Source organism: Methanosphaera cuniculi, from assembly GCF_003149675.1.
Classification (GTDB): Archaea; Methanobacteriota; Methanobacteria; order Methanobacteriales; family Methanobacteriaceae; genus Methanosphaera; species Methanosphaera cuniculi.
Genome location: NZ_LWMS01000017.1, coordinates 1 through 21326 on the forward strand (window position 1 = coordinate 1; position 21326 = coordinate 21326).

The following is a 21326-nucleotide window of genomic DNA, read 5'->3' on the forward strand; positions in this document are numbered from 1 at the left end:
ATATAATAAATATTAATTAGAAAAAAATTTTAGAATATAATAATTTAATATTTTTTTTTAATTTATTAAAAAAAAAGGAAAGGGGAATATAATAATGGATTCAAAAATAAAAGTAGACGACATAATACTAATTCGTGGAGAATCATCTAAAATTGAATTTGAAGTTGTAGATGAAAATGATCAACCAGTAGATGGAAAAGTAGCAGTTAAATTTAATAAAAAAACAATATTTAGTGAAAGAATCACCGATGGTAAGTTTTCAGAAGAAATTGATTTTGATGAATTCAGAAATCCTGAGTATCCTGTAGATATAATCTTTGGTGGAAATTCTAATTGTGATCCTTCAAATTGTGAAGTAACTCTTTATATTAAAGATCCAAATTATATAGAAGTTCCAATTTATGATCTTCAAAACTCAAGTTACAGACTCAATAAATGGATTGATATTAATCATAAGATTCCTGCTAAAATCATGATTAATAAAGAAAAAATTAATATAGGATATTTACTTTCAATTCTTGCTAATGCAGTTATTAATTTTGATAATAATGATTTTAGTGATGTTAAAGCATTTGAGACTGCTACACCTAAAGTTTCAAGTGAAAATATGGTTGATGATATTACATTATCACGTGATGAATATGTTGAAATTGCACATGAGGTTGCAAGCTTTTGTAATAAACAATCTGAAGCTCCTAATTGTATTATTTATGAGGATAGTAAGATTGGATTTATGAATCTTTTATATTCATTTGCAAAAATTATATCAAATAGTTCATCAGAAAGTGGTCTTATTAGCTCATATACTATTAGACCTTGGAAAAATATTATTAAACAACAATAAAGAGAATTTAAGTTTTTCTTTATTGATAAACTTTTTTTTAAAATAAGTACTTTTTTTTATTCTTATATTAAGAATTTTGGTTTTTAAGAGAGTTTAAATTTTTTTTTAATAAAAAAATAGAAATGGTGGTAATTACTTTTTTTTTAATCCACCTACTTTTTTTTATTTTTACTTTTTTTTATCGTTTTTTTTTTTAGTAGAATACTTCTTCTTTTGGCACATATTCACATAAGTGTAGTTCTTGTTTTGATATGTCTATTGTAAATACTAGTATTTTTTCATTTATTTCAATCCATTTGTAGTCTTGTAGTGGTTTTTCAAATGATTTAAATCGTGTATTATGATTTGATAATACTGCTGCATGGTTTTGCATTTCTTCTAATTTTTTAGATAGTATTGTGTATTCTTTTATATTTACATTTTTTAAATTATTTAGTTGTTCTTCTAATTCTTCTTCCATTGTTATATTATATGCCATTATATATTGACTCCTATTTTTAAAGAAACATATTCTAATTTTCTAAGCATTTATTTATATTTTTAATAAATTTAAGTTCTATTTTTATAAAATATATATTTAATCAATAATTATTTTAGAAAATATTTATTTTTTATCTTACAAAACCTTATTAAAATTTATTAAAATGCCATAATAATTATAAACTATTATATTTAACACTATATAAATAATTTATGCAATAAAATAAATCCTAAAAAAAATATGAAAAAACACTAAAAAAATAAAAAAAATATTAAACTAGAAAACACAAAATAACTATATAAGAATAAAAAAAATTTAAAAAATAGAAGTTTAATCATTATTATAAATAACAAAAAACTTACTAAGTAGATAAATATTTTATTAGTGTGAAAAAATTATGTCAGCAGCAGAGGAACGAATAAAACAGATAGAAGAAGAAATTAAAAATACTCAAAAAAATAAGGCAACATCACACCATATAGGTAAACTAAAAGCACAAATTGCACAACTAAAAGAAAAAATAGAAAAAAGCAATAGTTCTGGAAGCAAAGGTGAAGGATTTCTAGTACGAAAAAGTGGAGATTCAACAGCTGTACTACTAGGATTTCCATCTGTAGGAAAATCAACAATACTAAACTACCTAACAAATGCAAACTCAAAAGTAGGAGCATATGAATTTACAACACTTGACATTGTACCTGGAATCATGGAATATGATGATGCAAGTATACAAATACTAGATATCCCAGGAATTATAAAAGGAGCATCTAAAGGGAAAGGAAAAGGACGTGAAATACTTTCAGCAACACGTAATGCTGATTTAATCATAATGGTTCTAGATGTATTTCAACCAGAACATATGGATGTAATACTTGATGAGGTTAGAAACATTGGAGTAAGACCAAATGAAAAAAAACCTAATGTAAAAGTATCTAAAAAGAAAATGGGTGGACTTAACATAGTATCAACAGTAGAACTCACACACCTTGATGAAAAAACAATCCACTCAATACTAAGCCAGTATGGAATACACAGTGCTGATGTAGTACTACGTGAAGATGTAACAATAGACAGATTCATTGATGCACTTGAACCAAACCGTGCATATATACCAATGACAATAGTTGTAAATAAGATTGATATAGCAACAGAAGAACAACTAGCTAAGTTACGTGAAAAATTACCTAATGCATTATTTGTATCAGCTGATGATGGAATAATGATGGAAGAACTTAAAGAGAGAATATTCCAGGACTTAGATCTTATACGATTATATCTTAAACCTCAAGGAAAAAAGGCTGATATGGATGAACCATTAATCATAAGACGTGGCTCTACAATTGAGGATGTTGCACGAAAACTACACAGAGATTTTGTTAAAAACTTTAAATATGCAAAAGTTTGGGGAGATTCTGTTAAATTCCCAGGACAAAAAGTAGGTCTTGATCATGAACTTCAAGATCATGATATTGTACGAATAATCATAAAAAAATAACATTGTTCGTAAGATATTAAAATACTCTTTAATGAATTTAATGTAACTTTTATTATAATCATAGAATCTTTTATAAGGTAGTTTTTAGAGAATATTAACTATACCCACAAACACTAATTATTAAACAAACTTGTGATAAATCATATAATTTCAAAAATTGAATTTATTAAATTGTCACCAGTTTTTATTTTTATTTTTATTAAAAATTATCCCAAAAAGAAAATTATTTTTTTTTTAGAATTTTAACTTTTAAATATTAATGATATTAACTACTTTTTTTAACTAAATTTTATCCAATTTATTTTATTATTTTTAATAATTAAACTACAAGTTCGTATAATATATAACTTTTAAATTTTGTTTGTAATTTAAAAATATTTTTTTAAATAAAAGCATGTTAGTTTATATTAACATCATCTAACAAAACTATTAATCATACCCACAAAAAACATATAATTATTGTGATCACTTATAATTTTAGGAAAAAAGAAAGTTTATTTAAACTTTTTTTAAATCTACTAGGATTATAACTCACAATTTTAATTATATTTTCATATATTAAAAAAAAATAAAACGCCTTTTTTAACTTAAAAATTTTTTATAAAATATCTACTAAATTTACTATTTTTACATCTTGATTATTATCATTTAATGACTTTATAAGTTTATTAGCATAATCTAATTTCTTTTTTTTAAATTCATCAGCTATAGCTTGTGGTGTTGCTATATTAGGTCGTGAATATTGTGTTATTATACTTCCAAAATCCATTCCAGCCATAGTAATATCATTTATTCCTAGTGCATATATGGCAATATGTACTGCTCGATCTCCATCTGTAAAGCCACCATAGTTTTCAAGTAAACCTGTTGGTTTTGCTTGTGTTGTTGGTATTATATTTTCTAGATTTTTAACATGTTTTTTTATTTTATCTATGTTATCTCCATGTGCATGTACATAAAGTATTGATCCTTTATGATTTGCATTTTCTATGGGAGTAATTTTTCCATCAAGATCTGTAACTATAATATCAGGTATAATATCTTCTTCCATAAGTGCTTCTGTTGTACCATCAGCTGCAATTAAAGTATAATCATCAAGCTTAAAGTTTTCTTTAAGATAAGATATATGTTTTTTTATTGAAGGTCCTGCTCCAAATACAATTGCTTGTTTTTTAACATCCATATTATGTATGTTAAACTTACCTTTTTTCATGATTAATTCATTAAGTAAGTTTGCTGATTTTACATCTTCTTTCATACTAAAATTAAAATCATCCAAAATTTTCTCATACCAACTATTCCAGTTATTATATTCACACATTTTAATCTTTATTCTCCCTTTTTAGTTTATAAAGTTGTATTTTTCTTTTATATTATTACTTTTTTTTATCATGTTTTTTATAAGATATTATTTTAAGAAGTATGAACAAAAATAATTTATATAGTAAGGTTTGTGCTATTTTTTTTAAGATACAAAAAAAATTAGATTAACTGAAGTTAAAAAAACCTTTTTTTGATTAATTATTTTAATTCGAAGATTTTTTTTATTTCTTAAGCAAAAAAAAGTAGTATTTTTATTTTTTATGGATAAAAATCGAAAAATAATTCAAAAATAAAAGAAAAAACTAACTATTTTAGACAATATCTTATTATAAATTTTTTAAATAAACGTTTATAGAAAAAGAAATTAATATATATTGGAGGAATATTTCTAATGGATGACACAACTTTATTAATGATTCCAGGACCAACCACTGTTCCAAAAAGAGTTTTAGATGCAATGTCACAACCAATCATTAACCACAGAGGAGCAGAATATGGTGAATTTTTAGGCGAAACAACTGCAATGATGTCTGAAGTATTTCAAACAGACAATGACTCATATCTTTTAACAGGATCAGGAACATCAGCTATGGAAACTGCTGTTGCTAATATTGTTGAAAAAGGAGATAAAGTTATTAACATTGTTAGTGGTAAATTTGGTGAAAGATTACAACAACTAACCGAAGTATTTGGTGGAGAATCAATTGAAATTACAGTTCCATGGGGACAAGCAGTTGATCCTGCTGAAGTTAAACGTGTAGTTGAAGAAAATGATGATGCAAAAGCAGTAACACTTGTACATAATGAAAGTTCAACAGCTGTAGTAAATCCAATTAAAGAAGTTGGAGATATTATGAAAGATTATGATACATTATTTGTTGTTGATACTGTTTCATCACTTGCTGGGGATACTGTTAAAGTTGATGATTTTGGTCTTGACATTTGTCTTACAGGATCACAAAAATGTATTGCTGCACCACCTGGTATGGCTGCAATTACTATAGGTGATGATGCATGGAATGTTATTGATAATGTAGATTCACCAACATACTATCTTAATTTAAAGAAAATGAAAAAAAGTGGAGACAAAGTACCTCCTCAAACACCTTATACTCCTAATGTTTCAATGACTTATGCTATGAATGAAGCATTATCTATGGTTCTTGAAGAAGGTCTTGATGCACGTATTAAACGTCATCATACTGGAGCTGAAGCAACACGTCAAGCTGCTAAAGCACTTGGTCTTGAATTATTTGCACGTGAAGGTGATTATTCTAATACTCTTACAGCTATTAAAATGCCTGAAGGAGTTACTGATGATCAACTTCGTGGTACAATGAGAAACAAATATAACATTGAACTTGCTGGTGGACAAGACCATCTTAAAGGTAATATTTTCAGAATTGGTCATATGGGTATTACAGGACTTCCTGAACTTGCAGCAACATTCACATGTCTTGAAATGACTTTAAAAGAGTTTGGTTTCGACTTTGATGCTGGAGCTGGTGTTGCAGCTTTAGAAGATGTATATCTTAAAAATGCATAGATTAGTTTTTTAATAACGGAAACTTTTATATTTAAAGGTTTAAAATTTACTTTATTGTATTTTTAAACTTTTTTTATTTTTTACTTTTTTTGTAATATGTTTTAGTAATCTTTATATATGATGTAAGTTAAACTATTATTAACGGAAGTATATTTCCTACTTCCGGTTGAAAGGCAAATAAGTAAAAAGTATTAAAATAAATTTTTTCACAATCAAAAAAAAACTAAACATTAAAAGACGAAAAAAACCAACACATTTTTTACAAAATATTTGTATTATTAATTTAAAAATAAAAAAAACAACCACATACAAAAGGAGGATTTATAAGTGGTAGCAGAAGCATTACTAAACACAGGGGATACCGCCTGGATTTTAACCGCAAGTGCACTTGTAATGATCATGACACTTCCGGGACTTGCACTATTTTATGGTGGAATGAGTAAAAATAAAAACGTTTTAAACACAATGTTCATGTCACTTGTAGGTTTTGCAATAGCAGCATTAATATGGGTCTGCTATGGTTATCAATTCTCATTTGGAGCATCCATCGCAGGATTGATAGGTGCACCAGCACACTTCCTATTAAGCGGAATAGGAATTGACATGTTACACCCAGATTCTACAATACCAGAACTATTATTTATTGTATTCCAAGCAACATTTGCAGCAATAACAGCAGCTTTAATATCAGGAGCTGTAGCAGGAAGAATGAAAGCAAAAGCATGGATGGCATTCATTGTAATATGGATTACATTCGTATACATACCTATAGCACACTGGGTATGGGGTGGAGGATGGCTATTTGAACTCGGAGCATTAGACTTTGCTGGAGGAGCAGTAGTACACCTTAACTCAGGAATAGCAGCACTAGCACTAATTATGGTACTAGGATCAAGAAAAGACACACGTCTACTTCCACACAACCTAGGATATGCAGTAATAGGAGCAGCACTTCTATGGTTTGGATGGTTTGGATTCAATGCAGGATCAGCATTAGGAGCAAACGCACTAGCAGCAAACGCATTCATAACAACCAACACCGCAGCAGCAGCTGCAATGATCTGTTGGATATTAATAGATATCTGGAAAACAGGAAAACCAACAGTACTAGGTGCAATATCAGGAGCAGTAGCAGGACTAGTAGCAATAACACCTGCAGCAGGATTTGTTGATGTGCCAGCATCAATAGTAATAGGATTTACAACAGTATTTGTATCATACTATGCAATATCATACCTCAAACCAAAACTTGGTTACGACGATGCATTAGATGCATTCGGAATACATGGACTCTCAGGAACATGGGGAGCAATACTAACAGGTATATTTGCATCACCTGCAATAAACACAGCAACAGGATTACTATATGGAAACCCAAATCAATTAGTAATACAAATTATAAGTATTGTAGCAGTAGCAGTCTACTCATTTGTAGTAACATATGTAATTGCAAAAGTACTTGATAAAACAATGGGATTAAGAGTCAGTGAAAAAACTGAAATTGAAGGTCTTGATGTAAACGAACATGAAGAATTAGGATACAGAATCTAAAGGTTATGATTTACAATGAAAAAAGTCACAGCAATAATACGTAACGAAAGACTTGATGCTGTAAAATCAGCACTCGAAAAAGTAAACTGTAATGGAATAACAGTAATTGATGTAAAAGGTAGAGGAAATCAGCTAGGAGTTGAAGAAAACTATCGTGGAACCACATATAGGATAGATCTTTTACCAAAAATAAAAATCGTAACTGTAATACCAGATGAACAAGTAGATTCAGTAGTAGATGCAATAATTGAAGCAGCTAAAACTGATCATGTTGGAGATGGTAAAATCTTTATAACAAATGTTGAAGAAGTTATACGAATCAGAACCGGGGAAGAGGGGGATGACGCAATATAATAACCTGACCCCAAACCCTAAAAAAAATATTTTAACTTCAATTATACCATAAAAAAAATTAGAATATTTTTTTGGAATTTATATAATTTATTTAACTAATATACAAAAGAGATTAAAAATAAAGATTCGTTCTTTTACTCTCCTCCCTTTTTTAAAACCCTATGAGTATAATAGATTATTGAGTAAATATCTAAATCTCCATATATTTAGTCATTAAAAAAAAGAGTATTATTAGGGAATTAAAAAAGAACATTTTTTTTATAAGAAAAAAAAATTAATATGGTTTATTTTTCATAACCTCCCCTCTCATTATTTTATTTTTTTAAAAAATTCTTCTAATTTTAATATAAGTAAAAAATATATTTTACATAAAAGATACTATTTTTAATAATAAAAAAAAGTTTATTTTTTTAAATATTATAAATACATAACATTTTGAATATTAATCGAATTGTATTTAAATAATTAATTTTAAATGTATATAATACACGAAATTTTTTAATAATAAGGTAGGTGAAAAGTTGAATGCTAAGATGATTTTAGCAATATTAATTGTTGCACTTATCGGAGTTGTTGCAGCATCATACCATGAAGAAGTAGTTGATGGAATGCAAATGTTTCAACATCTAGATGATCATAGTGACACAGACTCCGCTGATGCAGAAGAAAACATAGTAATAGATGAAGCACAACAATCACAAGGATCAACACAACCAAGAATAACACACCTAATTACAGTAACTCAACATAAATTATCACCCGCACAGATATCAACTTATTATAATCAACATACAACAATAACAAATCATATAAACAATATTAATCCTAATAATCCTAATAATCCTAATAACCCTAACCCTAGTAATAATGTAACTCAATCAAATAATAATACAACAGATAATACAGGTCAAAACAAATCAAATAATAATACACAAAATACAAATGATACACAAGTAAAAATTACTGTGGGTGAAGCTCGAAGTATAGCATCAAACTGGGCTGCTAATCAAGGACATAGTGATGTAACTATAAAATATGTATCAACAGATAAAACAGCTAATAATGGAACTATATACACATTTAATTTTGTTAAAGATGGGGAAATAACAGGAAGTATTGAAATAGATGCACAAACTGGAGAAGTTGTAGGTGGAGCAATAAAAGATGAAGCACCAGAAGTTCCAGAAACACCAACTGACCCTGAATATCCAGAAGATCCTGAATATCCAGAAGATGTTCCTGAGGATTACTAAAAAAAATGATGAAAGTTAAAAAAGATGTTTAATATTTTTTCATAATATTAACTCTTTTTTTATTAATAACCACCTTTTATTTACACTTTTTTTTTTATTGAAAAAATTATTCTTACATTCATGTAATTTTATGAAAAAAAAACATACACATTTTCATGTATTATTAATCATTATAAATTTATTTTTAAAGTATAAAATATATAATATATAACATAGTTAAAAAAAAGAATTAAAAAAAAACTATTTTTATATAAAAAACTAAAAAATATAACGGAAGTATAATAGTATGGATTTACAATTATTAGAAATGATTTCTATTGTTCTTATAACTGCTGTTATTGTTCTATTAATATTTAATAAACTTAAACTTCCATCTATGATTGGACTATTTTTAACTGGTATAATTCTAGGATTTTTTATTAAATCAACAACTGCAATTAGTGCCATATCAGAGCTTGGAGTAATATTTTTATTATTTATTATAGGACTCGAATTTTCAGCTGAGAAGTTCTCGGCAATCAAACATTATGCACTTATTGGAGGACTACTTCAGGTTGTATTAACAACATTAATTGTAGCATTAATAGCATTTGCTGTAGGAGTTCCAATTAATCAGGCAATATTCATGGGATTTTTAGTATGTTTCAGCTCAACTGCAATTGTAATGAAGATCATGCAAAAGAAGGGTTTAAATCATACACTTAAAGGAAAAGTAACTCTAGGAATACTTATCTTCCAGGATTTAGCTGTTATTGTTGTACTACTTCTAACACCAATACTTGGTGGTATGACTATTGACTTATCAAGTCTACCAAGTCTACTAATATCAGTAGTAGGACTAATTATTGTAATAGCAGTTGGTGGAATATGGGCTGTACCAAAAGCATTAGAAGAAGCAGCATCAACCAAAAATCGTGATCTTTTCATGCTTTTAATTCTCTTCATATGTCTTGGTACAACATATATAACAACACGTCTTGGAATAGGACCTGAACTTGGAGCATTTATAGCAGGTTTATTAATATCAAACACAGAATACAGCCACCAGACACTAGGATATATCCAACCATTTCAGGATGTTTTCATGAGCCTATTTTTAATATCAATAGGTTTAATGATAAATGTAGAATATTTCCTATATAACATAGTAATCATATTATTACTAGCTGCATGTATAATACTTATTAAATTTATAGCAACATTCATAACAGGAAGAATACTACATCTTAAAATACCAGATATTGTAGGAATATCAATACTACTAAGTCAGATTGGGGAGTTCTCATTTGTACTTGCAACTGAAGGAATGAAATATGGACTTCTAACAGCTGATATGTTCACAGGATTTTTGACAATAAGTATAATAACTATGTCAGCAACACCATTTTTCAAAGATCATATGGATAAAATAAGTGAAATACTTGAAAAACTACCATACTTTAAAGATCATACACATGATGGTGAAATAAATTTCACAAATCGTAGAAGTGAATATCCAGAACTTGAAAGTGAACTTAATAATCATGTTATAATAGTAGGACTTGGACTTACTGGTAAAAATATTGCATTTTCATGTGAACATATGAATGTACCATATGTATGTGTTGATTACGATCCAATAGTAGTAGAACGTGAAAAGCTAAGTGGAGTACCAGTAATATATGGTGATGGATTTTCAGAAAGTGTTCTTAAAGAATTAAAAGTAACATCAGCAAACTGTCTTATTGTAACAACATCAAATCAGGATCACTTAGAAGCTATTGTAGATGCTGCAAAAAGATTAAATCCAAATATTCATGTAATTGTAAGAACACGTTATGTTAAAAATGTGGATAAATTATATGATGCAGGTGCTGATGAAGTTATTCCTGAAGAATTTGAGACAAGTATTATAATGTTTAGACTTGTTATGGACTACTATAATAAGGATATGGGTGAAATTAACACAGTTCTACAAGAACTTAGAGGTGAAAGATATCAAACTCTTAGAAAATTCACTTTAGCTGAACCAGACATGGAAAATCAAATTCTTGAATCTGTTTATGTTGAGGATGAAAAAACATTAGATGACTTTGATTTTGATAAATATGATTTATCAGCAATATCTGTTATTCGTGATGATGATATGATGCAAATTGATGGTGACAACTTCTATTTAGAAGAAGATGACATGGTATTATTCCGTGGAAATAAGGATAATGTTGAAGAATTCTTTAATCAAACAGATAAAATGTAATAAAAAAAAAATACAATCTTTAATCTCCCCTTCATATTTTTTTCTTTTTTTCTAAGCTACTTCTTTTTTTTTACTAAAAATTAATAAAAAAACTAAAACTAATTTAAAACCAAAAACAGCACCCTCTTTTTTTCTAGAATAAAAAAAAAATTATTTAATAAAAATTAGTATAAACTTCAAGAAATACTTTATAATTAATAAATCATTTTAATAAAAAAAAAAGAATAAGAGAAAAAAAAAGATTTTATTTTATTTTATCTTAAAAAAATATATAGATAAAAACAATTAAAAAAAAAACCCCTCTTTTTTTCTTTAACCTACTAGGCAAGTAAATTAAATACAAATATTCCCATGTAGAATGATAAATACCATGATGGTATTGCAAGTAGTACTAGAAATGTTCCACCAGTCCACTTTTTAAAATTTAATGGCATAATTTTATCCCATACATCTGGAAACAATACAATTGTCTGCATAAAAATACCAAAAGCAACAATAAAAGGCACACCATGATATATTAAAGCAGAAAAACCTTGTATTATAGGAAAAAAACCTACAATTGATGCAATGCAAATATATGATAAGGAAGAATAATACTTATCATTAAAATCTATATATTTTTTATTACGCCTATATAAAACTTCAAGTTCCTTATATCTCCATCTCCATAATTTAAAAATAAAAAAATCACTCAAATTAGGAAGTCCAAAAGAGTTAAAAGTATTTTTTCTCAAACCTACTACAACCATTGGATAAATTATACACATCATAAATAAGCTAATACATAAAGTAACTTCAGGCATTATTAATATTTTAAAACGATCAAGTAGGATTATAGTTGCAGAGGCAATAAAGTAAGAACTTCCAAATAATTTCCAATAAGATGGTGTAACTTCAAAGGCACTAAGAAGAAAAGTAAAACCCATTTTTATTTCATCATCAATTAAATTAGGATACATTAGTTTTATACCTGTAATTTTTTCAATCTTTAATACACTTTTTACTATAGAAAATAAAAGACAAATAGTCAAAGGTATTAATGATACTATAACTCCAAGTAATTGAAAAAGTAAATCATTTAAACTCATGTAAGTATGCTCCTTATTTTATTATATGATCCTTTAGAAACATTCATATCTGTTAAGAATTGTTTAAGATTTGAGCTTATGACTTGATCTATTGCTTTACCACACATATAATCCTCCATATTTTCTGGAGCTGCATTGTTAAAACCAAATATAAGTGATATTTTTGATGCTTTTCTAACTGGAGAGGATTTTACAGCTAGTTTTGTTAAGCTTAAAATCATTCTATCTTCAGCTATGAATGGAATAAGACCAGCAATTACTGAAGGTGCCGCATCAGCCCAATAATAAGGATTAAATGGATCACTAATACTTCCTCCAGCACTTAAATAACATAAACCAAGACCTCCAATAATCATAGAAACACCTACTACTGAACCTGGACCTGAGGATAACATTAGTGTTCCTGCTGTTATTAGTGTTGTTCCCATTGTACTTTCTAGTTCAGGGGTTATTTCATTTAAGCAGTCTCTAAGAGTATTCATGAAATCGTTTGTAAAGTCGTTTGATGTAAAATTATTAAGTTTATTTAACATGTTTAGTAATTCATCTGTGTTTTCTCCATGATAGCAGTATCCTTGACCTATTTGTGATGTAGCTCCTTTTATTTTTTCTCCTTCTTCTTCTGTTTTCATCATGGTTTTAACAATTCCAGTTTTTAGATCTATTTCTATATAGTATGTTTGATTTGTTGTGGGTTCTATTGTTATTATTCCTGTTTTTTCATCGATTGTAAAGTTTACATTATTATTATTTAGTCTTACATCTTCAAAGAATATATATAGTGGACTTGTTATATTTTGCATTGATAATCTTAATGCTTGTTTTTCCCATTCTGACATCATTACTGTTGTCATAAATCTAAATTGCACTGTTTGATTTACTGTTGGATTGTTTGTTATTTTGGTTGATAGGGTTGGATCATATATGTTTGAGTATATTGTTCCATGATGATTTACACCTACTAATATTTGTGTATCATCTGCTCTTGTAAATGTTACATTATTATATGAGCCATAAAATTTACTCATTTCATCATTAAAATATATTATTGTTTCTCCAGTTAGGTATGTTCCATATGCTGCTTTTAGATGATCTGTTTTATCAACTTCCATCTCATTTATATTTGTGAATGTTTTGTTTTCATTTTTTGTATAAGTTTTGTTTTTATTTATTGTTTGTTGTATGTCATCTTTATTTATTAATCTGTTTGTAATTATGTATGTTTGAAGTGTTTGAAATGGCATTATTTCTGTTATTGTAAATAAATGATTTAATTTGTCTTTTTTATTTAGTGTATAGTTCTGGTAGTTACTTGTAAATGATGTGTTTATTGGGGTTGCATCCTTATCATCATCAGATAGTTGATTCATATCTGGAAGTAAAAAGAATATTGTTTGGTTTATTTTTCCGTTTACTATTGTTGAAAATTTTGTAATAAGTAGGATTTCCTCATTATATAGCTCAGTTGTTGATAATACTGATACTTGATTTATATCACCATATGCATATCCATATAATTTTATATTTAGTATTTTGTTATTATTTGTTGTATATATTAACATTCCTGGTTCTGTTATTGTTCTACTAAGTGTTCCTTCTATGTTATTTTTTCTGTAGTTATACAGTAAACTAAAGCTTTCAAAATTATTTTTTTCTGAAGTTAAGTTTAAGTAATATTTTTCATTTAAAGTTATCGCTCCATCCGGGTATGGCATTGATAGTGTATATGTGTAATTCATTATTGTTCTTGTTCCTTTTGTTGGCATGTATTCTTTTTGTGATGCCATTTGTCCTGTTGTTTTATGTTTTCCTGTTATTATTAGTTGTGTATTTTTTGATGTGTCTAGTTCTTTTGTATATTTTTTATGTATTACATCGTTTGTTCCCCAGTATTTATAGTATTCTATTGTTGTTGGCTGGTTTGACTGTATCATTATTCTTTGATGATTATCTGAATACATTCTTGTTGTGTTTATTATTGTTAGAGTTGGTCTTTCTTGTGTGTATTTTGGTGTGTTGTATGTGTATACTATTGATTCATATCCTTCCAGGTTATCTTTTGTGTAGTATTTTAGTGTTGTATTTTTGTTTATTTTAAATGTTTTATTGTTGTATTTTATTTTTGTATTGCTTTTTTTAGGGTTTGATCCATCTGTTGTATAGTATATTGTTGTGTTATCCCAGTTTGTTGTGAAATTTAATGTTTGTTGATTGTTTATTAAGTCTGTTTGTGGTACTACTACTGATATTGGTGGTGTAAGTATTTGTTCTGATTGATAGTGTGTTATTTTTGAGGTTATATTATTTTCTGTTACTACTATTGCATTTATTTGTGTTTTAATACATATTGTTAAAACTTCATTATCTTTGTATAGTTTACTTTTATTTGTTGGTGTTGATCCATTTCTTGTATAATATATTTTTCCTTTAACATTTGCTGTCATTGTAATATTTAGTTTATTATCACGTATTTCAGTAATATTATGTACTGTTACTTTAGGTTCAACTGTTGTTTTTAAATTATTAGTTGTATTATTGTTGAGTGTTGATCTATCTTCTGTTGTTTCTTCTATATTTTTATCTTCTTTTTTAGTTGTATTAATTTCATTATTCTTATTTTCTGTTTTATTTTTATTTTCATAAACTATGTTTTTATTTATGTCTTCATGCTCATGAGTAATTTTACTTATGTTGTTATCATTTGAGTAAGTATTATTATCCTCAGCATAAACTTGGGTTGTAAAAATAATTAATAAACATAAAAATAAGATAAAATATTTACTTTTAATATTATCACTCCTAGTTAATATTTAAATAATATTTCTTGATTTATTTTTAATAATAATATATTTGTTTGAATTTATATTTAAAAAATAAAGTAAGTTGGAGTGTTTTTAAAATTTAGTTAGGTAAGATTATTTTTTAAAGGAAAAAATAGTATCGATGAGAGATTTAAAGAGAAAAAATAGTTCAAAGAAGGTGATGATGGAGGTTTTTATTCTTCATTTAAGAAGTCATGTATTTCTTGGTTGTGATCTTGCATTGTTTTTTGTAGTCTTTTGAAGTATTTATCTGTATGTTCTTCTCCATCTTCAGATCTAACTTTTGTTGTGTTGAAGTATTTATCATCTATTGGTTGTACTTCACTAATATATCCATCTTCAACTGCTCGAGTTGTTAAATCTAGTGGGTTAAATGCTCTGGTTGAACCGTCAAATGGTGGGCATACTACTGCTGAGTATTTTAGATCGTATATTGATGATTCTCGGCTTATTGATGTTGGATCTGGTATATGATATTCTTCACGTAAGTGTTGTTTTTCTTCTTCTGAGAAGTTGTGTATTGGTACGCTAAATGGTACTTTGCTTATTACAAATCTTTCATCAAATATGCATGCTAGTCCTGCATTTATTAGTGATTCTACAACAAAGTGTGTTGGTAGTTCTATTGATACATATTTTCCTAGTGATATTGTATCATAGATGTCTTTTATTAGTAGGTTATTTCCTCTGTATTCTGGTAGTACGTAGATATGTTGGAGTACTATTGTTTGTTGATCATTTACATCTGATCCTATATATGTACTGAATCCTACTACTTTATCTATATGTACTATTTCTTTAAATAGCATACATTGTTCATCTTCATTTATATTGAAGTTTTCATCTATTATACTATCATATAGGTATGGATAGTGTTGTTTAAGCATCTCTATAATTGGCATAGAGTAAGTTTTAACTTCAGCATTTGGATCTGTTGTATATATTTTTCCTTCACCATTTGATCGTGTTATAATATCATTTTTTGCCATAACATTTAACCTCCATTTTTATCTGTTTTTTTGTTTTTTTTTCTTGATTAAATTATAATGACTTTTAATATTTTTTTTGAATTTATTATATTAATGTTTTATTTAATCTAATATTAATAAGGATAATATTTTAAAAAAAGTTTTATTATAAATTAAGGAGAGAAAGTATGTGTTTAAATTTAAATATTTTTAAAATTAATAAAAAAAAAGAATTGTATAAAAAAAAAGGAATAAAAAAAAATATAAAAAGTATTTTCTCTTTTTCTTTTAACTTCATCATATTTTAAAAAGAGGAAGTTTTAAATCTAATTAGAAATACAATTTATTTTCCTTTATATATATTTTCATTAGATACAAGTTTTATCAAATCATGAAGATGATCTGTATATTTTACTCTAAAACCTACTGCTCCTTTTGTATCGGTTTTAATATTATTAAGTGCATGATCATCATCAGGACGACTATTATTTATTATATACCATATATAATCGTCTTTATCTATTATGAATAATTGACCTTCACCACTTGTATGTTCGTTATAGTATATATTTTGAGGATCATAAACGATTTTAGCTTTTTTTAGAAGTTTTTTAAGAAACTTGGTTGGACGTTGAGCTCCTGCATAAATTTGTTCTATTTCATCCATTGCCTGATTTTTCTTTTCACGTAATTTGTTAGCTTCTTGTTGTCTTTGTTTTAGTAGTTCTTCTTGTTGTGATACTGTCTCATCAACACCTAGTATATCTTCTACTATTGCTACATTTTCTTCACTACACATCCATCCTTGTGGGTTTCCTTCAACTTCCATTATGTTTTCATAATCCTCAAGTTTATAGTTTTTAAAGTATGGTAGTATTTCTTTAAGCTTTTCATCAGAGACTAGCTGATTTAGTGCATATAGTTTTCCATGCTCATTTTTATCTATACATTTTAATACAAGTTTTAATGGTTTGGTCTCATCATTCATAAATTTTTTAATTCTCCCATTCTATTTTTTTCTTTATATAGATTATTTTCTGATACGATTTTAATTAATTTTTCTATATCTTCTGTGTAGTCTACTCTAAATCCTATTGCTGAGTATATATCATTTATTTCTATGTTGTTAATTTTTCTATTGTTTCCTTCTGATGAGTTGTTTATGATGTACCAGATGCTTTTTTCTGTTATTATGAATAGTTGTCCTGCTCCATAGAATTTATTGTCTCTGAAGCTATTTGCTGGATCATATACTGCTTTTGATGCTTTAATTAGTATTTCTAGTTTTTGTGGTGGTCTTGGTGCATCTTTGAATATTTTTTCAATTTCATTCATTGCTTCTTCTTTTTGTTTTCTAATTTCTTGTGCATCTTTTCTTTTTTGTTCTTGTTGTTTTTGTCTTTTTGCTAGTGTATCTTGTATTGATAGTGTTTCTTCTACTTTTGGTACGTTTTCTTCTGTACACATCCATCCGTGTGGATCTCCTGATATTGCCATTACATTTTTAAATGATGCTGGTGTGAACTTTTTCATGTATTGTTTTACATCTTCTAGTTCAAAGTCTGGTATTTCACGGTTAAATCCGTATAAGTACCCATATTCTTCTGGGTCGTAACATTTTTGTACTAATTTTAATTCTTCTGTCATTGTTTTTTCCCACCTTTAATTTTTTTTTAGATAGAGGTTTTTTTTGAATATAATTTTATTATATTACTTTTTTTCCTCTTTGATTTCATTTTTTTTTACTTATTTGATTATTTTTTTTTATTTGATTGGATAATTATTAATATAATATTGGTTCTCTTATAAATATTTATTTATATTTTAGAAGTTACATATGGATAATTTACTTTTTTATTAAATTTTTTTTAATAAGTTAGTTAGTTTTATAATAAAATATCCTATAAAATTTTTTTTTTATAGTTTGTTTAATATTTTAAAAAATAAGAAAAAAAAGTGGAGGTGGTGAATTAGTAAATATTTCTTATTGATTTTTGTATGCTATGATATCTTCAATTGTTATTAGTGGCATATCATGTTCTTTTGAGAATACTTCAAGTTCTGGTTTTCTTGCCATTGTTCCATTAGAATTTGTTATTTCACATAGTACTCCCATTGGTTTTAGATTAGCTAATTTCATTAAATCAACTATTGCCTCGGTATGTCCTTGACGTTCATCTAGTAGTCCATCTCGTGCTCTTAGTGGGAAGACGTGTCCTGGATGATTTAAGTCAGATGATTTTGCATCATCAGCTACACATGCTTTGATTGTTGTTACTCTATCATGTGCACTTACTCCTGTTGTTACTCCTTCTGCTGCTTCTATTGTTATGGTAAATCCTGTTCCATATGTACTTGTGTTATCATCTACCATTAGTGGTAATTCTAATTTATCTGCATCAGAGTTTGTCATACATAGGCATACTATTCCACTACCTTCTCGTATTAGAAGTGCCATTTGTGGTTCTGTTATGCTTTCTGCTGCAAAGAACATATCTCCTTCATTTTCACGGTCTTCATTATCTGTTACAATGATTCCTTTTCCTTGTTTTAGATATTCTAGTGCATTTTCTACTTTTTGTATTTGATTCATTGTCATTTTTTTCATGTGCTCCATATTTTTTTTTTAATATTATGTAATGATTAATTAGGTAAGGGAGGTTAATTTTTTTAAAGTTTTTTTTTATAAAATGTACAATAGAATCAGGGCTTTTTTTATTAAATAATATTATTATTTTTTGTAATGATAAAAAAAAATTTTTTTTTTTAATTTATTTTTTCTTAGTTTACTTTTTATCTATTCTTTTTCTCTTTCATCCAGACTTTTACTGTCGGTTTTGGAATTTCACCAAATCAGCATATATTATTCTATGTTCGTGGACTTTTACCACCGGTGGAGAATTTCACTCCGCCCTGAGATAAGTACAGATCTTATATATTATAATATTAATAGCATGTTTATAATAAATCTAATCCTTAAAAAAATATAATATTAATTTGTTAAGGTTAAATTTGAAAAAGTAAATTTTTAAGTTATATATAAAAAGTATGGTGGTGAATAAGTAAAAAAAAGGTTTTATAAGATAAAATAATATCATATAATTTTTAAATCCCTTTTTTTTATCTAAAAGAAAAATATTTTTTTTTTCTTCTAGAATCCTAGTAGTATTTTAATTCCTAGAATTATTAGTACTACTCCTCCTATAATTTCAAGTTTATCACCTAAGTATTTACCAAGACGTGCTTCAAGTTTAGATCCTAAAAATACTCCAAAGATACTTAGTATGAATGATGTTATTCCTATGATAATACTTGGTAGTACTATTTCCATATTTATTAGTGCAAAACTAAGTCCTACTGCAAATGCATCAATACTTGTTGCTATTGCAAGTATGAAAACTTCTTTAAAACTAAATGTATCAACTACTTCTTCTTCTGAATTTGATATACTCTCACGTATCATGTTAAGACCAATAAATAGAAGTAGTAAAAATCCTATCCATGTTGCTATACTTGATATGTATGAACTTACAGATGATCCACAGAAGTATCCAAGAACTGTCATGGCAAATTGGAAAAATCCGAAAAATATTCCATACCATAATGCATGAATATGTGTGATGTGTTTTTGTGTAAATCCTTTTGTTATTAAGACACTAAATGCATCCATAGCAAGTGCTACTGCAAGAATACATACTGAATAAAAGTCAAACAATTCTATAAAACCTCCATTTATATACTATAGTTTTATTTATTAGCTAAGTTAAATTTTTATTAAAATATAAAATTAAATGTTTCCATTAAAAAAAAATTGTAATTCTAATAATAAAAACAAGAAAAAGATTTAATTTAAAAAAAGAAAAAGAATGTAAAGTTAAAAAACTTACATTTTAATTAAAATAGTACATCATTATTCAGGTATGATTTGGATAAAGTTGTGATCTAATAATAAAGAATATCATAGAAATAATAAGTATTATTATAGCACCAATAATAATAGCACTCATACCCACATCAACTATAATTAAACCACCAATAAATGTACCAATAGTAATTCCAATATTAAGCATACTCATAAATACACCATTAGCAAACTCAGGAGCCTCAGGAATACTACTAAAAATCCAAAACTGAATAATATTATTAAAAATACCCTCAAGCACACCAAAAGTAGCCATAAAAATATACATTAAAGTCCAACTATCATTAACAAAATAAAAGATAGCTAAATTAACACATATTAAAAGAGGACATAAAACAACAGTCCTCAAAGGATACTTAATAAGAAGCCTACCAGCAAGCCAACTTCCAGGAATACTCATAATCCCATAAATAAACAATATCAAAGATAAATTACTACCAATAATACCATAAATACCCTGCAAGAAAGCAGAAGCATAACTATAATAAGTATTAAAACCAGCAGCAAAAATAATTACACCAATACATGAAAGAATAAAAACACCACTACCAACATGACGTAGCTGACCTTTTAAACTAACATCATTATTACCCTCAATACTTGGGAAAAATAAAATAGTAACAATTAAACTAATAAAATTAAGAAATCCAAAAAAGAACATAGCCCAAGGATAACCACCATAATTAGCAAAAATTGTACTAAGAGGAACACCAAAAATTGAACCTGCAGATACACCAATAACAAGTTTACTTACAGCCTTAGGAGTCTCATTAGACGGAACAAGTTCACCAGCTACAGTAAAAGTCAAACTAACATAAGCTGGATAAAAAAATGCAGGAATAATACGACATAACAATGCAAGATAAAAGTTAGTCATAAGACCACCAATAAAACTAAACAAAGTCATAACCCCAAGAACCAAAATAAACAAATGACGCCTATTATACTTACTTACAACAATTGGAATAAAAAGACTACCAACAGCAATAATCAAAGAAAAACAACTAAGAAAAAGCCCAGCTTGATCAATAGACACACTAAAAAAATTAGCAACCTGAGGTAAAATACCAATAAAACCAAGCTCAGTAGATAAAATTCCAAAAGTTCCAAAAGTCATAATCCAGATAATCCATGTAGGATTCATCTTACTTAAATTCATATTCAAAATATATATAACACCTCAGAAAAAATTATTTAATTAAATTATAACTTTATCATAAAACATTATTAAAAATATTGATTATGAAACAAAAATAGAAAACATTGCATAAACCTAGAGTTTATAAAAATAAATTGTTAAAAATTAGTAGAAAATTATTATTTAGTAAAAAAAAAGTATAGTATTTAATTAATTAAAAGGCCGGCAACTTTCTAACCTTCCCATAAGCTTACCACTTATAGTACCAATTAAAACGTAGGTAGACTTTATTACTGAGATCGAGA

Annotated in this window: 17 protein-coding genes and 1 riboswitch; of the genes, 7 read left to right on the top strand and 10 right to left on the bottom strand. The window is 27.1% G+C overall.

Annotated elements, in window-relative coordinates; genetic code table 11:
* Positions 1-94: 94 nt before the first annotated feature.
* Positions 95-844 (top strand): hypothetical protein, encoded by a 750-nt coding sequence (locus tag MSCUN_RS03200; RefSeq protein WP_095608358.1) that lies wholly within the window; start codon positions 95-97, stop codon positions 842-844.
* Between the two features lie 193 nt (positions 845-1037).
* On the opposite strand, the gene MSCUN_RS03205 is transcribed toward MSCUN_RS03200, so the two are convergent.
* On the bottom strand, positions 1038-1322 hold the full coding sequence (locus tag MSCUN_RS03205; protein WP_095608359.1) for a hypothetical protein: 285 nt from the start codon (positions 1320-1322) through the stop codon (positions 1038-1040).
* 400 nt (positions 1323-1722) lie between these two features.
* Here MSCUN_RS03205 and MSCUN_RS03210 point away from each other — a divergent pair, with 400 nt between their 5' ends.
* Positions 1723-2820 (top strand): OBG GTPase family GTP-binding protein, encoded by a 1098-nt coding sequence (locus MSCUN_RS03210; RefSeq protein ID WP_095608360.1) that lies wholly within the window; start codon positions 1723-1725, stop codon positions 2818-2820.
* 598 nt (positions 2821-3418) lie between these two features.
* On the opposite strand, the gene MSCUN_RS03215 is transcribed toward MSCUN_RS03210, so the two are convergent.
* The gene (locus tag MSCUN_RS03215) at positions 3419-4141 is read right to left on the bottom strand and encodes a 6-hydroxymethylpterin diphosphokinase MptE-like protein (RefSeq protein WP_095608361.1); all 723 of its coding nucleotides are present in this window, start codon (positions 4139-4141) and stop codon (positions 3419-3421) included.
* A 393-nt stretch (positions 4142-4534) separates the two neighbouring features.
* Between MSCUN_RS03215 and MSCUN_RS03220 the strand changes: the two genes are divergently transcribed.
* The 5 genes from MSCUN_RS03220 (at position 4535) to MSCUN_RS03240 (ending at position 11083) form a co-directional block, all read left to right on the top strand.
* Positions 4535-5689, top strand: a complete 1155-nt coding sequence (locus tag MSCUN_RS03220) for a pyridoxal-phosphate-dependent aminotransferase family protein (RefSeq protein ID WP_095608362.1) — start codon at positions 4535-4537, stop codon at positions 5687-5689.
* A 327-nt stretch (positions 5690-6016) separates the two neighbouring features.
* Positions 6017-7240 carry an ammonium transporter gene (locus MSCUN_RS03225; RefSeq protein WP_095608363.1) on the top strand — a complete coding sequence of 408 codons (1224 nt, stop codon included), beginning with the start codon at positions 6017-6019 and terminating at the stop codon, positions 7238-7240.
* A gap of 15 nt (positions 7241-7255) precedes the next feature.
* Positions 7256-7594, top strand: a complete 339-nt coding sequence (locus MSCUN_RS03230) for a P-II family nitrogen regulator (RefSeq protein ID WP_095608364.1) — start codon at positions 7256-7258, stop codon at positions 7592-7594.
* Between the two features lie 521 nt (positions 7595-8115).
* Positions 8116-8847, top strand: coding sequence for a PepSY domain-containing protein (locus MSCUN_RS03235; protein WP_143744850.1), 732 nt, complete (start codon positions 8116-8118; stop codon positions 8845-8847).
* Between the two features lie 286 nt (positions 8848-9133).
* Positions 9134-11083, top strand: a complete 1950-nt coding sequence (locus MSCUN_RS03240; protein ID WP_095608366.1) for a cation:proton antiporter — start codon at positions 9134-9136, stop codon at positions 11081-11083.
* Positions 11084-11403: 320 nt separating this feature from the next.
* On the opposite strand, the gene MSCUN_RS03245 is transcribed toward MSCUN_RS03240, so the two are convergent.
* The 8 genes from MSCUN_RS03245 to MSCUN_RS03280 form a co-directional block, all read right to left on the bottom strand.
* Positions 11404-12171, bottom strand: coding sequence for a hypothetical protein (locus MSCUN_RS03245; protein WP_095608367.1), 768 nt, complete (start codon positions 12169-12171; stop codon positions 11404-11406).
* Entirely contained in the window at positions 12168-14981 is a 2814-nt protein-coding gene (locus MSCUN_RS03250; RefSeq protein ID WP_394338954.1) for a chitobiase/beta-hexosaminidase C-terminal domain-containing protein, read from the bottom strand. The genes MSCUN_RS03245 and MSCUN_RS03250 overlap by 4 nt, the downstream gene beginning before the upstream one ends.
* A 185-nt stretch (positions 14982-15166) precedes the next feature.
* Entirely contained in the window at positions 15167-15982 is an 816-nt protein-coding gene (locus tag MSCUN_RS03255) for a hypothetical protein (protein ID WP_095608369.1), read from the bottom strand.
* 322 nt (positions 15983-16304) lie between these two features.
* Positions 16305-16949, bottom strand: coding sequence for a hypothetical protein (locus MSCUN_RS03260; RefSeq protein ID WP_095608370.1), 645 nt, complete (start codon positions 16947-16949; stop codon positions 16305-16307).
* Complete coding sequence (locus MSCUN_RS03265) at positions 16946-17608, bottom strand: hypothetical protein (RefSeq protein WP_095608371.1); 663 nt, start codon at positions 17606-17608, stop codon at positions 16946-16948. The genes MSCUN_RS03260 and MSCUN_RS03265 overlap by 4 nt, the downstream gene beginning before the upstream one ends.
* Before the next feature lie 337 nt (positions 17609-17945).
* Positions 17946-18560, bottom strand: a complete 615-nt coding sequence (gene ribB / locus MSCUN_RS03270; RefSeq protein WP_245837634.1) for a 3,4-dihydroxy-2-butanone-4-phosphate synthase — start codon at positions 18558-18560, stop codon at positions 17946-17948.
* 202 nt (positions 18561-18762) lie between these two features.
* Positions 18763-18886, bottom strand: a riboswitch (FMN riboswitch).
* Between the two features lie 226 nt (positions 18887-19112).
* Positions 19113-19631: a manganese efflux pump MntP gene (locus MSCUN_RS03275; protein ID WP_095608378.1), complete on the bottom strand. Its 519-nt coding sequence runs from the start codon at positions 19629-19631 to the stop codon at positions 19113-19115.
* Between the two features lie 244 nt (positions 19632-19875).
* Positions 19876-21027: an MFS transporter gene (locus tag MSCUN_RS03280; protein ID WP_170104018.1), complete on the bottom strand. Its 1152-nt coding sequence runs from the start codon at positions 21025-21027 to the stop codon at positions 19876-19878.
* Positions 21028-21326: the final 299 nt, after the last annotated feature.

Bases quoted from the DNA above. Each gene is read 5' to 3' on its own strand.
- MSCUN_RS03200 (WP_095608358.1), top strand. From the start codon at position 95: ATGGATTCAAAAATAAAAGTAGACGACATAATACTAATTCGTGGAGAA.
- MSCUN_RS03205 (WP_095608359.1), bottom strand. From the start codon at position 1,322: ATGGCATATAATATAACAATGGAAGAAGAATTAGAAGAACAACTAAAT.
- MSCUN_RS03210 (WP_095608360.1), top strand. From the start codon at position 1,723: ATGTCAGCAGCAGAGGAACGAATAAAACAGATAGAAGAAGAAATTAAA.
- MSCUN_RS03215 (WP_095608361.1), bottom strand. From the start codon at position 4,141: ATGTGTGAATATAATAACTGGAATAGTTGGTATGAGAAAATTTTGGAT.
- MSCUN_RS03220 (WP_095608362.1), top strand. From the start codon at position 4,535: ATGGATGACACAACTTTATTAATGATTCCAGGACCAACCACTGTTCCA.
- MSCUN_RS03230 (WP_095608364.1), top strand. From the start codon at position 7,256: ATGAAAAAAGTCACAGCAATAATACGTAACGAAAGACTTGATGCTGTA.
- MSCUN_RS03240 (WP_095608366.1), top strand. From the start codon at position 9,134: ATGGATTTACAATTATTAGAAATGATTTCTATTGTTCTTATAACTGCT.
- MSCUN_RS03245 (WP_095608367.1), bottom strand. From the start codon at position 12,171: ATGAGTTTAAATGATTTACTTTTTCAATTACTTGGAGTTATAGTATCA.
- MSCUN_RS03255 (WP_095608369.1), bottom strand. From the start codon at position 15,982: ATGGCAAAAAATGATATTATAACACGATCAAATGGTGAAGGAAAAATA.
- MSCUN_RS03260 (WP_095608370.1), bottom strand. From the start codon at position 16,949: ATGAATGATGAGACCAAACCATTAAAACTTGTATTAAAATGTATAGAT.
- MSCUN_RS03265 (WP_095608371.1), bottom strand. From the start codon at position 17,608: ATGACAGAAGAATTAAAATTAGTACAAAAATGTTACGACCCAGAAGAA.
- ribB (WP_245837634.1), bottom strand. From the start codon at position 18,560: ATGACAATGAATCAAATACAAAAAGTAGAAAATGCACTAGAATATCTA.
- MSCUN_RS03275 (WP_095608378.1), bottom strand. From the start codon at position 19,631: ATGGATGCATTTAGTGTCTTAATAACAAAAGGATTTACACAAAAACAC.
- MSCUN_RS03280 (WP_170104018.1), bottom strand. From the start codon at position 21,027: ATGAATCCTACATGGATTATCTGGATTATGACTTTTGGAACTTTTGGA.